The 14,432-nt window shown below is 52.7% G+C and carries 11 protein-coding genes; 9 read left to right on the top strand and 2 right to left on the bottom strand.

Going from position 1 to position 14,432, the window contains the following annotated elements; genetic code table 11:
* Positions 1 to 173: 173 nt before the first annotated feature.
* From B036_RS0109560 to B036_RS0109515, 9 genes are all read left to right on the top strand, one after another.
* Positions 174 to 1,127 carry a Rossmann-fold NAD(P)-binding domain-containing protein gene (locus B036_RS0109560; protein WP_020568485.1) on the top strand — a complete coding sequence of 318 codons (954 nt, stop codon included), beginning with the start codon at positions 174 to 176 and terminating at the stop codon, positions 1,125 to 1,127.
* A gap of 4 nt (positions 1,128 to 1,131) precedes the next feature.
* Positions 1,132 to 2,562 carry a threonine synthase gene (gene thrC, locus B036_RS0109555; protein ID WP_020568484.1) on the top strand — a complete coding sequence of 477 codons (1,431 nt, stop codon included), beginning with the start codon at positions 1,132 to 1,134 and terminating at the stop codon, positions 2,560 to 2,562.
* A gap of 19 nt (positions 2,563 to 2,581) precedes the next feature.
* The gene (locus B036_RS0109550; RefSeq protein ID WP_020568483.1) at positions 2,582 to 3,505 is read left to right on the top strand and encodes a phosphotransferase; all 924 of its coding nucleotides are present in this window, start codon (positions 2,582 to 2,584) and stop codon (positions 3,503 to 3,505) included.
* Between the two features lie 183 nt (positions 3,506 to 3,688).
* Positions 3,689 to 4,159 (top strand): hypothetical protein, encoded by a 471-nt coding sequence (locus B036_RS0109545; protein WP_020568482.1) that lies wholly within the window; start codon positions 3,689 to 3,691, stop codon positions 4,157 to 4,159.
* A 116-nt stretch (positions 4,160 to 4,275) separates the two neighbouring features.
* A complete protein-coding gene (locus B036_RS0109540; RefSeq protein WP_020568481.1) occupies positions 4,276 to 5,421 on the top strand; it encodes a DUF819 family protein in 1,146 nt (381 codons plus the stop codon).
* Positions 5,422 to 5,646: 225 nt separating this feature from the next.
* Entirely contained in the window at positions 5,647 to 7,611 is a 1,965-nt protein-coding gene (gene gyrB, locus B036_RS0109535; protein WP_020568480.1) for a DNA topoisomerase (ATP-hydrolyzing) subunit B, read from the top strand.
* Between the two features lie 377 nt (positions 7,612 to 7,988).
* A complete protein-coding gene (gene ppk2 / locus B036_RS0109525) occupies positions 7,989 to 8,837 on the top strand; it encodes a polyphosphate kinase 2 (protein WP_020568478.1) in 849 nt (282 codons plus the stop codon).
* 2 nt (positions 8,838 to 8,839) lie between these two features.
* The gene (ppk2, locus tag B036_RS0109520; RefSeq protein WP_020568477.1) at positions 8,840 to 9,613 is read left to right on the top strand and encodes a polyphosphate kinase 2; all 774 of its coding nucleotides are present in this window, start codon (positions 8,840 to 8,842) and stop codon (positions 9,611 to 9,613) included.
* A gap of 299 nt (positions 9,614 to 9,912) precedes the next feature.
* Positions 9,913 to 12,555: a DNA gyrase/topoisomerase IV subunit A gene (locus tag B036_RS0109515; RefSeq protein ID WP_020568476.1), complete on the top strand. Its 2,643-nt coding sequence runs from the start codon at positions 9,913 to 9,915 to the stop codon at positions 12,553 to 12,555.
* Positions 12,556 to 12,569: 14 nt separating this feature from the next.
* On the opposite strand, the gene B036_RS0109510 is transcribed toward B036_RS0109515, so the two are convergent.
* Together B036_RS0109510 and B036_RS0109505 are read right to left on the bottom strand one after the other, a co-directional pair.
* Positions 12,570 to 13,754, bottom strand: coding sequence for a serine hydrolase domain-containing protein (locus B036_RS0109510; RefSeq protein WP_020568475.1), 1,185 nt, complete (start codon positions 13,752 to 13,754; stop codon positions 12,570 to 12,572).
* A 20-nt stretch (positions 13,755 to 13,774) separates the two neighbouring features.
* Positions 13,775 to 14,377: a hypothetical protein gene (locus B036_RS0109505; RefSeq protein ID WP_044102269.1), complete on the bottom strand. Its 603-nt coding sequence runs from the start codon at positions 14,375 to 14,377 to the stop codon at positions 13,775 to 13,777.
* Positions 14,378 to 14,432: the final 55 nt, after the last annotated feature.

Here is a 14,432-nt window from a genome sequence, read left to right as displayed (position 1 = left end):
ATTCCGCTGCTGGCTACGCCATCTGCTTCATCCGGGGTTAATAAAGGTTGATCCCTACGGGATCGCTGGTGCAAAGTACGGCAAAGGCAAGCAGAAGCTACATTGGACTTTAGGCAGATTACATCGTTCCGTGTAACCAACTTAACTTACCCCATCATTCTACACCCCAACCCATGCCACAAATCGTCGATAAAGCCACCATCATTCAGGCCCTTGCCGATACTTCGCCGGAAGCGTTGCTCGCCTGTATGGAGCGATCCTTCACCAGCTATTCTTCCGGGGAGGCGACGGTGCCGCCCGTTGGTACACTGACCTTCGAGCAGCCACCTGGTGATGTCCACATCAAGTACGGCTACCTGTCTGGCTCCCCGTATTACGTAATCAAGATTGCCTCGGGCTTTTATGACAATCCATTACTTGGCCTGCCGGGCAGCAATGGGCTCAACCTTGTCTTCCTGCAAAAAACCGGCGAACTTGCATGTATTCTTCTCGACGAAGGTTACCTCACCGATCTGCGTACCGCCCTCGCCGGCGCAGTCGTGGCTAAGCACTTCGGGCCAGAAAAAGTTGACCGGATCGGGATTGTCGGGACCGGGCTGCAGGCCCGGCTGCAGCTGGAGCAATTAGCGTCGGTAACGAAATGCCGGGAGGTGATCGTTTGGGGCCGCTCGGCAGAAAAGATGGAAGCTTACCGGGTAGACATGGAGATTAAAGGTTTTAAGGTCAGCACTACAGCGAAAGCGACTGACCTCACCGCTACCTGCAACCTCATCGTTACCACTACACCAAGCAAAACACCACTATTGCCCGTTACCGGCCTCCTGCCCGGCACGCTGATCACTGCCATGGGGGCCGACACCATTGGAAAACAAGAACTGGACCCCGCCATTCTCGAACGGGCTGACCTTATTGCTCTCGACAGCCGAAGCCAGTGCATTCACCACGGAGAGATTCACAAAGCCTGGGCGGATGGCTTACTGCAGGAAAGTCAGCTGGCTGAAGTTGGCGACCTGATCAGCAGCGGGCGCACCCGCGCCCGACCAGAAGACATCATCGTCGCCGACCTAACCGGCATCGCCACCCAGGATATGCTGATCTCAGAACTTGTCCTCGACAGCTTAAAATAAGCGCATGCTACTTTACCAAAGCACCCTGGGCCAAGCACCGGCCGTTGATTTCGAGACCGCTGTTTTGGCTGGCCTGGCGCCCAACGGTGGCCTATACGTCCCGACGCAACTCCCCCAGGTTACCCTCCAGCAGCTGGAAGCCTGGAAAGGACTAAGCTATCCTGATCTTGCTCACGAAATCCTTTCCCTGTTTATTGATGAGGCCACCGTGCCTGCGGCGGATTTAAAAAAGCTGATCGAAGCCAGCTTTTCCACCTTCAGCCACCCGGAAGTTATTCCGCATCATGAACTAACGGGGGATTGTTACGTGCAGGAATTATTCCACGGGCCTACCCTTTCGTTTAAAGATGTAGCGATGGGCTTCGTCGTAAACCTGTTCGACTATTTTCTGCGTCGCCGCGGAGAACATCGAACCCTTATGGTGGCTACCTCTGGCGATACTGGGCCCGCTGCGGCCCATGCTTCGATCGGCAAGGCCTCAATTTCCACCTGGTTGTTCTTCCCAACCGGACTGATTACCGAAGAGCAGGTTCGCCAAATGACCACCATCATGTCGCCCAACGTCCACCCCGTTGCCGTCAACAATTGCAAGAATGGATCCGATGATCTTGACGGACTGATCTCGGCTAGTTTTGCCGACGCTGGCTTTCGGAAAGAGATGCAACTCTCCAGCGTCAACTCCATCAACTGGGCGCGGGTGATGACCCAAATGGTGCATTATTTCTACGGCTATCTGCGCTACGCTGAACGGGTGGGTGCCCCGGTCAACTTTGCCGTTCCCTGCGGGGCTTTCGGCAATATGTGTGCCGGGTCGATGGCCCGCCGGATGGGGCTTCCGGTCGGGGCGATGATCGTAGCCAATAATGCCAATACATCCCTCAGCGTGGTGCTGGGCACTGGCACCTTCAGCAAACCCGACATCAAAAACACCCTTGCTTCAGCCATTGATATTTCCGTACCGATGAATTTCTGGAGACATCTTTACTTCAGCCTCGAGGGAGATACTGACCGATTACGTTACGCTTGGGAAACATATGAAAGCCAAGGCTCCGTTCAGTTTTCTGACAAAGAGCTTGCTGCCTTCCGGAAAGGATTCCTGACCTACACTGTAACCGACGAAAATATTCTGAAAACTACGCGCAGCCACTGGCGGGAGGAGAACTACTTACTTGATCCTCACGGCGCGGTAGCGGTGGCGGCAGCCCGGCATTACCGACCACAACTTTCTGGACCCATTGTTTGCCTGGCAACGGCACATCCCGCTAAATTTCCGGAGACAATCAGACAAGCCATCGGCGATTTACCCGCAGCAGGCAAACACGATTCTCTGGAAGCAGCAAGGACCGCCGGAGAACGAAAATATGAATTCGATTATGCAACGATGCATCGGGCCGTACCGGCGGTAATGCGGGCAGTAATGTCTGATCGGCGCTAACTTTAGAAAGAAAAACATCATGGCCGTTTACACCGAATTGACGCCAACAGACCTAAAGGAAATTGCTGACATCTTTAACCTTCCCGAAATCACCTCCGTCCAGAATTTCGCCGGCGGGCAGGAGAATTCCAACTACCATCTCCAGGCCGGCGGGCAGGACTTTGTGCTCACCCTTTGTGAAAACAAGACGGCGAAGGAAGCACAAATCCTTATCGACACCTTGCGTCATTTGGAAATTCATGATTTCAACACCACCCGAATTATTCCTGCCAGTGACGGCGTAATGCAGGCCAGACTCCACGGCAAGCCCTTATTACTCAAGTCCTACCTCTCCGGCCAGGTCATCGATCCACTACCGTTCGAAACCATGTTTCCGTTGGGGCGGGCGATAGCGCGGCTACACCAGGTCCCGGCGCCTGACTTTTTGCCCAATCAGTTGGCCTATGGACGGGAGACCTTTGGTCCGATGCAGCAAAATTTCGGCGGGCCACACCCCTTTCTCGACTGGCTCAAACGCCTGGAGGAATATCTTAAAAAGCACCTGTCGGGAGATTTGCCCAGGGCCCTGATCCACGCCGACATTTTTGCCGACAATGTCATCCTCACCCCCGGGTATGGCCCGGTGATCATGGATTTTGAAGAGGCAACAAACTACTACCGGGTCTTTGATTTGGGGATGGCGATTGTTGGCACTTGCTACCCGGAAGGCCGGGCCGATTTACGTGCAAAATCGGAGTTGTTGCGGGGTTACAGGTCAGTAGTAATGTTGACCGAAGCAGAAGAAACCTCCCTTCACGCAGCCACGATTTATGCGGCGGCTGCCATGGCCTCGTGGCGGTTCTGGCAGTTCAACGTTGTGCAGCCGGGAGCAGGGAAGCAAGCGCATTACGAGGCGTTACAAAAGATTGCCCAAGGTTTGCTGGCGGAGGAACAGGCAGGATAAAAGGATACTTTTGGGGCGGGGCCGCAGGTCCAGGGGAAAGGATAAATGAGCAAGGCAAAACGAGGTTGCAATTTTTGGGAGGGTTGGTACTGTTAAGCCATCGGCCCGACGCCCCCCTATTGAAAATTCCGTTTTATTCGGTAGCCGTCCGACCGAAGTCCTACTAATAACGCCCGAACCGACATGTCATTCCAAGACCCTAAACCCGGCCGTAACCGCAGGAAGTACAAACACGGCCACCGCCATTACGTCAAAAGCCTGCTGAAAAGCAGGGGTGGTGAAAAATACAGTGAGCAACGGGCGACCCGGCAGGCAGGCAGGCTCCAGTTGCACCAAAGGGTGGCCAGGGTTGATGTGCTCCCGGGCCATGAACCCATGCGCCCCCGCTGGGGCGACCTCGAACGGCAGAGCTTCCGGATGGCGCCGCTGCGCGCCTGGTTACGTAAGCGGGTCGGGCAGCCCTGGGCCGTCGTGCAGGCAGATTTGACTCAACTCCTCAATCCCGGATCACGAACCGGATACGCTGCCTATCGGGAATTAAGGTACTGGATCATCTGGGATGAGAACGAGGACGGGCCGGTGGTGAACAACAGCTTTTTCCATTCTCCCTTTTATGTTGATCGGGAGGAGGGGTGCTTGCAGATGAAGAAGTGACCGCTACTTCGGGCCTTGTTCCCCGGCACTTGTGCCGGTCCCTTCTAATCAACCGGCACAAGTGCCGGGGAACAAAGCCTCCATTCACTCCTTCAATACTGCGTAGCTTTAGGCCCATGCTCTCCTCCCCCCTGTTCGTACTTACTGTTCTTTGCCTCAGCGTAGTCGCTTCTGAATGGCTGGTGAAGCGTACTTTTTTGAAACACTTCGGCACGGCCCTCGTCGTCATTCTCTTTGTGGCCGTATTGGCGAACGTAGGGATATTACCTTCCGCCTCGGAAGGCTCGGTGGTGTACACCGGCATTTTTCGCTACCTGGCCCCTTTGTCGATTTTCTATCTGCTGCTGGACGTTAACCTGGCCAGCATCCGCCGGGCGGGCGCATCAATGTTGCTGCTTTTTGGATTGGGAAGCATTGGCACCGTTTTGGGCGTGTTCGCCGGGATGTGGCTCATCGACGGAGCGACTCACTTCGGGGGCCTCTACCCGGCCATCAGTGGCATGTTCACCGGAACTTACTCCGGTGGCAGCGTCAATTTCAACGCGGTGGCCATCCATTACGACGTCATGCAGGAAGGCGTACTCTACGCTGGCATGACCGCAGTCGACAACATCATCACTGCTGTTTGGATGGTGGTCACCCTGGGGGTTCCAATGCTGTTGCGGCGTGCCGTTGTACGCAAAGAAAAGAAGGCCACCCCCATAGCAGAAGACGTGGAACGGGAATACGAAAGCATCAGTATTATTTCGCTGGGTGTGTTGCTTGGCGTCGGGCTGGGATCACTCTTTGCGGCACAATTCCTGGCCGGGTGGCTGGCGGGAATGGGGCTGGTGGTGCCTTCCATTTTGATCCTGACGACGATTGCCCTTGTCCTGGCGCAGTTCCCGGTATTTCATCGCCTGGCCGGCGGCCAGGTCATCGGCTTGTTCTGCGTGTACCTTTTCCTGGCCGTGATCGGGGCGTTTTGTGAGCTCGCTGCTTTGGGACAAATTGGTGCGCTGGCCTGGCGGTTACTGGCCCTGGTGGTCACCATTGTAGTGGTGCACGGCGCAGTGGTTTTCGGCGTGGCGGCCTTGGGGAAGCTGGACTGGGATACCGCAGCGGTAGCCTCGCAGGCTAACATCGGTGGTTCGTCGTCGGCCCTGGCGTTGGCTAAGAGTCTGGACCGGATGGATCTTTATCTCCCGGGTATCCTTGTCGGGTCACTCGGAAATGGGGTGGGGACTTATCTCGGTTTTATGGTAGCGGGGTGGCTGGGGTGATCAGGCACCCCGATAGCTATCGAGGCAGGTGCAGGGCAAGGAAAAGATGCGTTATTCTCAAAGGGCGAGCGGGATGTGCCCCGGGGCACATCCCGCTCGCCTTTACCTGCTTCTTACCCCTCCCTTTGCACCTGCGTCCGCGCCCAAAAAAGCAACGGTTTCTACCGACTTTTGCGTCCTCCGAAAAGCTAGGTTTTCCCATCCTTTTTTCGTACTTTTGCAGTTATGGCAGATACCAATAATCAGTCGCCGAACAAAGAGTACGGCGCGGACAATATTACCGCCCTCGAAGGCCTCGAAGCGGTAAGGAAAAGGCCAGGCATGTACATTGGTGGAACGGACACAAAGGGCCTCCACCACCTGGTTTGGGAAGTAGTGGACAACTCCATCGATGAGCACGTTGCGGGCTATTGCAGCAGCATCGATGTGATCATTAAGCCCGACAATTCCATCGCGGTAACGGACGACGGACGGGGCATTCCCGTAGGCATGCACAAGAAGCTGCAAAAGTCAGCTCTGGAGGTCGTTATGACCGTGCTTCACGCCGGCGGCAAGTTCGACAAGGACACCTACAAAGTATCCGGTGGTCTCCACGGGGTAGGTGTCTCCTGTGTGAATGCCCTGAGTAGCCTCATGATCGCCACCGTACAGCGCGACGGAAAAATCTATGAGCAACGCTACAGTGAAGGCAAACCGATAACGGAAGTTGAGATAATCGGAGAATCCACCAGTAATGGCACTACGATCACCTACACGCCCGACGCAACGATCTTCGACAGCATCGTTTACAAGTTCGATACGTTGGCGACCCGGATGCAGGAACTTGCCTTCCTCAACTCTGGTCTGAAGCTCAGCTTGATTGACGAGCGGGTGAAGGAGGACGATGGAACGTTCTTACGCAAAGACTACTTCAGCGAAGGCGGCCTGGCCGAATTCGTACAGTACCTCGACGAGGGTAAGCCCGACCTGATCGAGCACCCGATCTACGTAAAATCCAAGGAAGACAACGTGGAGGTCGAAGTGGCCATGCAGTACAATACGACCTACCAGGAGAATCTGTACAGCTTCGTCAACAACATTAAAACCCGTGAGGGCGGTACCCACGTCAACGGTTTTCGCCGGGCGGTGAACCGTCTGTTTACGAAGTACGGCGAGGAGAACGGTATGTTCAAGAAGCTGAAATTCAAGATTGCCGGCGAGGATTTCCGCGAGGGCCTCACTGCCGTAATCTCCGTTAAGGTCCCCGAGCCTCAGTTCAAGGGCCAGACGAAAGGCGAGCTGGGCAACAGTGAAGTAACCGGTATCGTGAGTCGCTGTGTCGGCGAATCTGTTGGCCACTGGCTGGAAGAAAACCCGACCGAAGCGCGGCGGATCATCGACAAAGTGATCATTGCCGCTACGGCACGCCACGCGGCGCGCAAGGCCCGCGAGATGGTACAGCGCAAGAACGTACTGGCCGGCGGCGGCCTGCCCGGTAAGTTATCAGACTGTTCCAGTAAGGACCCCGCAGCCTGTGAGATCTACCTCGTCGAGGGCGACTCAGCCGGCGGAACCGCCAAGCAGGGCCGCGACCGTAGTTTCCAGGCCATTCTGCCGCTGCGCGGTAAGATTCTGAACGTAGAGAAAGCCATGGAGCATAAGATCTACGAGAATGAGGAGATCAAGAATATGTTCACCGCCCTGGGTGTCCGGATTGAGGAAAATCAATACGGCGAGCGTGTGCTGAACCTGGATAAACTGCGCTACCACAAGATCATCATCATGTGTGATGCCGACGTTGACGGTAGCCACATTGTGACCCTTATCCTGACCTTCTTCTTCCGCTACATGCACAAGCTGGTGGACGACGGATACGTCTACATCGCCCAGCCGCCGTTGTACCAGGTACGCCGGGGCAAGCAGTTTCAGTACTGCTGGAACGAAGAAGAACGCAAAGTTGCTATGGCGCGGCTGAGTAAGTCTGAGAACGACGGTTCCGTCAAAGTACAGCGCTATAAGGGCCTCGGGGAGATGAACGCTGAGCAGCTGTGGGAAACTACTATGGATCCGGATACCCGGATGCTACAGCGGGTGGTGATCGATGAATCGAGCGAAGCCGACCGCGTCTTCTCTATGCTGATGGGAGACGAGGTGCCGCCTCGCCGGGCGTTCATTGAAGCTAATGCTAAGTACGCTAAGGTTGACGTATAACCTTTAGTCAATATTCACAGTCGGTAGTGCACAGGGCTACCGCACAAGACAGGTCGCTCGGGATTTTTTCCGGGCGGCCTTTTTTTGGTTGATCGTAAAGGTATTTATGGTTACATCAGGTTGTTTTAATACAATTATGCTGCCCTTCAACGATCCTGGGCGTAGCGTTATTAACCATATTTCGGGCGCGGCCGCAGGTGCAGGGAAAGCAGGGCCGGCACTGATCTTGCGCATCAACCAAGGTTGTCACGGTGATTTATGTCACCCGATGGCGAATTCTTAGGCACGAACGTTACCTTAGGCAAACAGCAAAAAGGGCAGTTGGTACCGTTCGATTTTCGGCCTTTCACTTTTACCCTTTAGCGAAAAACGTTACCATGAGTTTTACCCGAGAACAACTACTCCAAGCCAAGACCAGAAAGGACCTGATAACTACTGCCCAGAAAACTAACGTTACCCTTAAAAAGACAATGGACAAACTCCGTTACGAGGCGGAGTTGATCAGGCTACAATCCGAATTCGTCAATCTCCAGCAATGGGTTGCGCTGAACGGCAAGCGGGTGGCCATCGTATTTGAAGGGAGAGATGCAGCAGGTAAAGGTGGCTCCATCAAACGTTTTAAGGAGCATTTGAACCCGCGGACTTCCCGGGTGGTGGCCCTGACCAAGCCAACCAAAGTAGAACAAGGGCAGTGGTATTTCCGGCGCTACATCAAAGTTTTGCCAAATCCCGGCGAGGTCGTTTTTTTTGATCGTAGCTGGTACAACCGCGCTGTCGTAGAACCAGTTATGGGCTTCTGTTCCAAAAAACAATATGAGCAGTTTATCGTACAGGTGCCAGAATACGAACACCTGCTTTATGAGGACAACCTTAAGCTGTTCAAATTCTGGTTTTCCATTTCCAAGGAGGAGCAGAACCAGCGTTTCAATGACCGACTGAACAACCCACTTAAGCGCTGGAAATTCAGCCCTGTAGATAGAAAAGGGCAAGAATTGTGGGATGATTACACGTACTACAAAGAACAAATGTTCAGTAAGACTCACACCAACTTTAGTCCCTGGATCATCGTAAAAACTAATGATAAGAAACAAGCCCGGCTAGAAAGCATGCGTTACGTCCTCTCCCAATTTGATTATGAAGGAAAAGGGGATTCCGGCGCCAATCTTTTACCTGACCCTAACATCATTATGCGCTACCACCGGAGTGCAGGACAAATTGATATTTGATTATGGCAAACATAAATTTAACCGACGAGGACGTCAGCCTGTTGAATTCCAAAATAGGCCTGCATACCCTGCTCAAGAACCCTAAGGTTAACTTGAAAAAAATACTGGAGGAAGTCAAAAACATTCAGGAGCTAAGACAATTACAGGAAGAGCTGATCAAACTTCAGAAATGGGTGATCAAGAAAGATAAGAAAGTAGTGATCATTTTTGAAGGCCGGGACGCAGCGGGCAAGGGTGGTGCTATCCGGCGGGTTACAGAGTACATCAATCCCCGCCATTTCCGGATTGTAGCCCTGAACATCCCAACGGAGGACGAACGAAAACAGTGGTTCTTTCAACGCTACATTAACCAGCTACCCAAGCCAGGGGAGATAGTCCTTTTTGACCGTAGCTGGTACAACCGCGCAGTCGTGGAGCCCGTCAACGGTTTTTGTACGGATGAAGAATATGATATCTTCATGTCCCAGGTCAATGAATTTGAGAAAATGCTTATTCAGTCAGATACCTACCTCGTGAAATTTTATTTCTCGATCACGAAAAAAGAACAGGCCCGGCGGTTCAAGGACATCAAAAGCAGTCCGGTCAAACGCTGGAAAATGACTGCCGTAGACGAAGAAGCACAGGCGCTTTGGGACGAGTACAGCGAGTACAAAAATAAAATGTTCGATGCAACCAATACGAAGCATGCCCCATGGGTGATCATCAAGGCCAACCAGAAGTTTAAGGCACGGTTAACGGCCATAAAGTACCTATTGAAAACAATACGGTACAAGTAGGGGCCGTACAACTTCGACATGTTGCCATGCGGGCTATTGGGAGACCGTTTTCCGAAATTCTGTTTTGACATCTGCCTGTTTTCCAGGCGAGGCCGCAGGTGCAGGGGAAGTCGCTTTGCGACAAGGGTAGCTAAAGTTGTCCATCAACTACATTTAAAACAATTTGTTCTTTCAAAAACATTTCCTATCTTCGCCTCCGCGCTAAACCGAAGGTTGGCGGGAAGCCTGCTGTTTGAAAAGCTTTTCCCCTGCACCTGCGGCCGCGCCCTAGAAACAGCGACTAGAAAAGATACCAACCAATGAGTGATAAGGCCCTCGAACCCCAAGGGGAACACGCCTCCGACAACGAAGACAAGATCACGACCCTGAAGGGCATGTACGAGGATTATTTCCTCGATTACGCCAGTTACGTCATTTTGGAGCGAGCGGTACCGACGATTGAAGACGGGCTCAAGCCCGTCCAACGACGCATCCTGCACGCCCTGAACGAGATGCACGACGGGCGTTACCATAAGGTCGCCAACGTGATCGGCCAAACGATGCAGTACCACCCGCACGGGGACGCTGCCATCGGTGACGCCTTAGTAGGCCTGGGTCAAAAGGACCTCCTGATCGACCCGCAGGGCAACTGGGGTAACACCCTCACCGGCGACTCTGCCGCTGCCAGCCGTTACATCGAAGCACGACTCACGAAGTTCGCTACCGAAGTCGTCTTTAACCCTCAGACTACCGACTGGCAAGTTAGCTACGACGGCCGGAAGAAGGAGCCGATCAACTTACCAGCCAAATTCCCACTGCTGCTCGCTCAGGGTACCGAAGGCATCGCTGTCGGCCTGAGCACGAAGATCATGCCGCACAACTTCATTGAGATCTGCAAGGAGAGCATCAAAATTCTGCAGGGCAAAAAAGCGAAATTGTACCCGGATTTTCCAACCGGTGGCACCGTTGATGTTAGTGACTACCAGTGGGGTAAGCGTGGTGGCAAGCTCAAGGTCCGGGCGACCATCGAGAAGATCGACAATAATTTTGTCGCCATCAAAGAACTGCCCTACGGCATGACAACGCAGTCGTTGATCGACAGCATCCTTAAAGCTAACGACAAAGGAAAGATCCGCGTCAAAAAAGTGCAGGACAATACGGCCGCGGAAGTTGAGATCCTAGTCGAACTGGCTCCGGGTATTAGCCCCGACGTGACCATCGATGCACTTTACGCCTTCACGAACTGTGAACTGTCGGTCAGCCCCAACGCCTGTATCATCATTGGCGGCGACAAGCCGCATTTTGTGTCCGTGCTAGACATTCTGGAGCACACCACGCACCAAACAAAGGCGTTGTTGAAGATGGAGCTGATGATCAAGCAGAAAGAGCTTGAAGAGAAGCTCCATTTTGCCAGTCTTGAAAAGATCTTCATCCAGAAACGTATCTACCGGGACATTGAAGAAGCCGAGGACTTTAAAGAAGTACTTGATATCATCCGTGAAGGGCTGGAAAAATACTTCCGTGAGCCCAACGAACCGAAAAAGGCCGGAGACACCCGTTTTAATTTGCTGCGGGCCATTTCAGAAGATGACATTGTCCGCCTGACCGAGATTCGGATTAAGCGGATATCCAAGTACAACAGCTTTGCCGCCGACGAAAAGATCGCTAAGCTGAACGAGGAACTTAAGGAAGTAAAACACCACCTGGAACACCTGACGGAATACACCATTGCCTGGTATCAGATGCTGCTCGATAAGTACGGTAAGGGCCGGGAGCGGAAGACGCAGTTCGACAGTTTCGAGAAGGTGAAAGTCGCCATTGTGGCTGCCAACAACGCCAAACTCTACGTAGACCGTAACGAGGGCTTTGTGGGCATGGGCCTGAAGAAAGAAGAATTTGTATCGGAATGCTCCGATATCGACGACGTCATCGTTATCCTGAAAGACGGTACACTTATGGTAACGAGGATTGCCGACAAGACTTTTGTCGGTAAGAACATCATCCACGTCGGCGTCTGGCGAAAAGGCGACGAGCGGACTACTTACAACCTGATCTACTTAGACGGGAAGACCGGCCGATCAATGGGTAAACGCTTTAATGTTAAGGCCATTACCCGGGACCGTCCGTACCAACTGCATAAAGGAGCCAAGGGCTCAAAGCTCTTATATTTCAGCGCCAACCCGAATGGGGAAGCAGAGATTGTTAACGTTCTGCTCAGTCCGGCCAGCAAGGCCCGCGTAAAGGATTTTGATTTTGATTTTGCTGAACTGGCCATCAAAGGCCGTTCCTCCGGCGGTAACATTGTGACGCGCTACCCCGTGCGAAACGTAAAGCTGAAGGAAGCGGGTAAGAGTACGCTGGGTGCTTTGAAAGTATGGATGGACGAAGTAAGCGGCCGGCTCAACCTGGAAGAGCGGGGACAGTTGCTTGGCGGCTTCGACACCGGTGACTTGCTGCTGGTGCTGTATAAAAACGGCACCTACGAACGGGAGGAACTCGACATGACCCGTCGATACGATCCGAAGAACCTGTTCTTCATCGGTAAATACCACGACGACATGATCGTCAGCGCCATCTACCATGAAGGAGAGCGAAGTATCACCCTGGTTAAACGCTTCCAGATTGAGACCAGCTCCCCTGGCCAGCAATTCAACTTCATTACCGACCATCGGACGTCGAAGCTCTACCTGGCAACGGTACATCCAATGCCGGAAGTTGAAGTGTCTTACCGCGTTGGGCGGGAGACGCAGAGCAAGATCGTTCAGCTGGCTGATTTTATTGATGTAAAGGGGTGGAAGTCCCTCGGAAATAAGCTACACGATGGTAAGCTGACTGCTGCGAAGGAATTGAACGAGCCCTACGTACCTAAAGTCCAGGAGGAGGCGGGGAAGCCCGCCCCTAAGCCTAAGACGATGGAAAGCGGAGGGCTTAGACCTGGGGATACTATTGAGTTGGACTTTTAGCCTCTTCTTTACACTCATTCCAGTACCTTACTAAAAATAACATTCATGGCTTCTGTAGTTTGGGCGTGCTCGTTAAGGGAACCGTAGTTACCGTTTACTGCCCAAGAGACGGTCACCTGTCTTTCGGGAAAATAGACCATACTGGCGAAGTAACCGATCGCGTCACCGCTGTGAATAAAAGCGGGACCGAAGTCGGTATCAATTCGGAAAATACCGAGGCCATAACCGGTCCTGAACTCTTCGCCATCTGATTGTTGGGGGTAGCGAAAATCCGTCATTTCCCGCAAGGCCGCTTCGGAGAGAAAGCCTCCGGTGTACACTGCCGTCAGGAAAATATTCAGATCGTAGGTGTTGGAGATCAGCCCTCCGTCGGCCGTAAAGTAATCCCATCCGCTGAAGTTAGTCGCATCAATTACGTTACCGTTGGAGTATAGGTCTACGTAGCCACGCACGATACCCCGAGGCACAGGGTCTTCAGCGGCGCAGCTGGTGAAGTTGAGCCCAAGGGGCTCGAATATTTCCGATTCGAAGAATTTATAATATGGCCTGCCCGTCACCTGTTCGATGAGTTGCCCCAGAAGAACGTAGTTGGTATTTGAGTAAGCAACATCTGTATCTAATGGGAAAGTCGCCTCGGCACCCCGTGAGTAAGCGAGCAGTTCCTCCGGTTGCCAGACCTTCTCCAGGTCGTTTAGGGAGGCGGTCTGAAAATTAGCGTTGAGGATGTAATTGTCGATACCGCTGCTGTGTTGCAGTAGTTGCCGGACCGTAGCATTCTCCGCATTGGCCAGTCCGTGTATGGATTCAGCATGAAGATAACTGGAAACAGGCGCGTCGAGATCTACTTCCCCCCGTTCCCACAATCGGAGAATCGCTACCGCCGTGAAGGTTTTTACGGTACTTCCTACCCGGGTAATTTGGCAGGACTCCATACTCGACTGACCAGCAAGATCGGCCATTCCAGCCGCACCTGACCAACGGCCACGGATCGGGTCAGACACTGTCAGCATCATACCCGGTATTCCCTTATTGGTGGTGTTGTCGAGTAATTCCTGAAAAACCGCCGCGCGGGGATGCTCCGCTGCTTGATCGGTTATTTCGGCCTGGCAATCGTAATAGCCCGGAGTTTGCACTACTTCTTTTTCACAGGCAATAAAAGAAAGTAGCAGGTAGGGTAGTAATAAAATAAATGATTTCATTTGATGGGATTAAGTGTTAGTTATTGATTTTTAAAAGGGAAGAGTTTCGCCCCCAAGTGGAGATTGGTATGACTCATCAGTGGGATAAAACCTGGAGAATAGGGGTACTCCAGCCATGTTTTATGCAGGACAAAGAATTCGGGAGATCCAGTTTTTTGGGGTCGCAGACGGTAACCAAGCCCTAGTGTGAGAGATGGCATTAGGCGAGAGTTACCCTGGTCGGCTCGCTTGAGCAAGGCTCCTTCTACCAGGGTGTATTCCGGACCAGTGGTGTAGGTCCGCATATAACCGCCACCAAGGGCTGCCTTGAGGTTGACGTTTTTGGTAATGTTGTACGTTACACCGAGGTCGACGTTAATGTAGACTCCCTGAAACAATTTTCGGTGAAATACATAGCCGAGATTAATGCCCGGGTAAAATCGTAGTCGACGATCAGAATTCGAATTAAATTCTGTACCAACCTGTACGCCTGGATGAACCGGTTGTGACCAGATTTTAGTAAAAGGCATACTTGTAGACTCATTGAAAAGGGAGATGGTTACCGGCCGCCCGCTCTGTCCTTGCACCTCAAACATCGGTAGTAAAAGGAAGCCCGCCAGGACTATTTTTCTGAATAGATTCATTGGAATGACTTGATTGATTTAAGTCAAACCTATGGGCATTAGCTTTGCTGTCGCA

The sequence above is a fragment of the Neolewinella persica DSM 23188 genome (genome assembly GCF_000373105.1).
Lineage (GTDB): Bacteria > Bacteroidota > Bacteroidia > Chitinophagales > Saprospiraceae > Neolewinella > Neolewinella persica.
Note: the sequence above shows the minus strand (reverse complement) of the source record. Positions and strands in the feature narration are given on the sequence as shown.

Coding starts and splice junctions, on each gene's coding strand:
- gyrB (WP_020568480.1), top strand. CDS start 5,647: ATGGCAGATACCAATAATCAGTCGCCGAACAAAGAGTACGGCGCGGAC.
- B036_RS0109515 (WP_020568476.1), top strand. CDS start 9,913: ATGAGTGATAAGGCCCTCGAACCCCAAGGGGAACACGCCTCCGACAAC.
- B036_RS0109560 (WP_020568485.1), top strand. CDS start 174: ATGCCACAAATCGTCGATAAAGCCACCATCATTCAGGCCCTTGCCGAT.
- ppk2 (WP_020568478.1), top strand. CDS start 7,989: ATGAGTTTTACCCGAGAACAACTACTCCAAGCCAAGACCAGAAAGGAC.
- B036_RS0109510 (WP_020568475.1), bottom strand. CDS start 13,754: ATGAAATCATTTATTTTATTACTACCCTACCTGCTACTTTCTTTTATT.
- B036_RS0109540 (WP_020568481.1), top strand. CDS start 4,276: ATGCTCTCCTCCCCCCTGTTCGTACTTACTGTTCTTTGCCTCAGCGTA.
- ppk2 (WP_020568477.1), top strand. CDS start 8,840: ATGGCAAACATAAATTTAACCGACGAGGACGTCAGCCTGTTGAATTCC.
- B036_RS0109505 (WP_044102269.1), bottom strand. CDS start 14,377: ATGAATCTATTCAGAAAAATAGTCCTGGCGGGCTTCCTTTTACTACCG.
- thrC (WP_020568484.1), top strand. CDS start 1,132: ATGCTACTTTACCAAAGCACCCTGGGCCAAGCACCGGCCGTTGATTTC.
- B036_RS0109545 (WP_020568482.1), top strand. CDS start 3,689: ATGTCATTCCAAGACCCTAAACCCGGCCGTAACCGCAGGAAGTACAAA.
- B036_RS0109550 (WP_020568483.1), top strand. CDS start 2,582: ATGGCCGTTTACACCGAATTGACGCCAACAGACCTAAAGGAAATTGCT.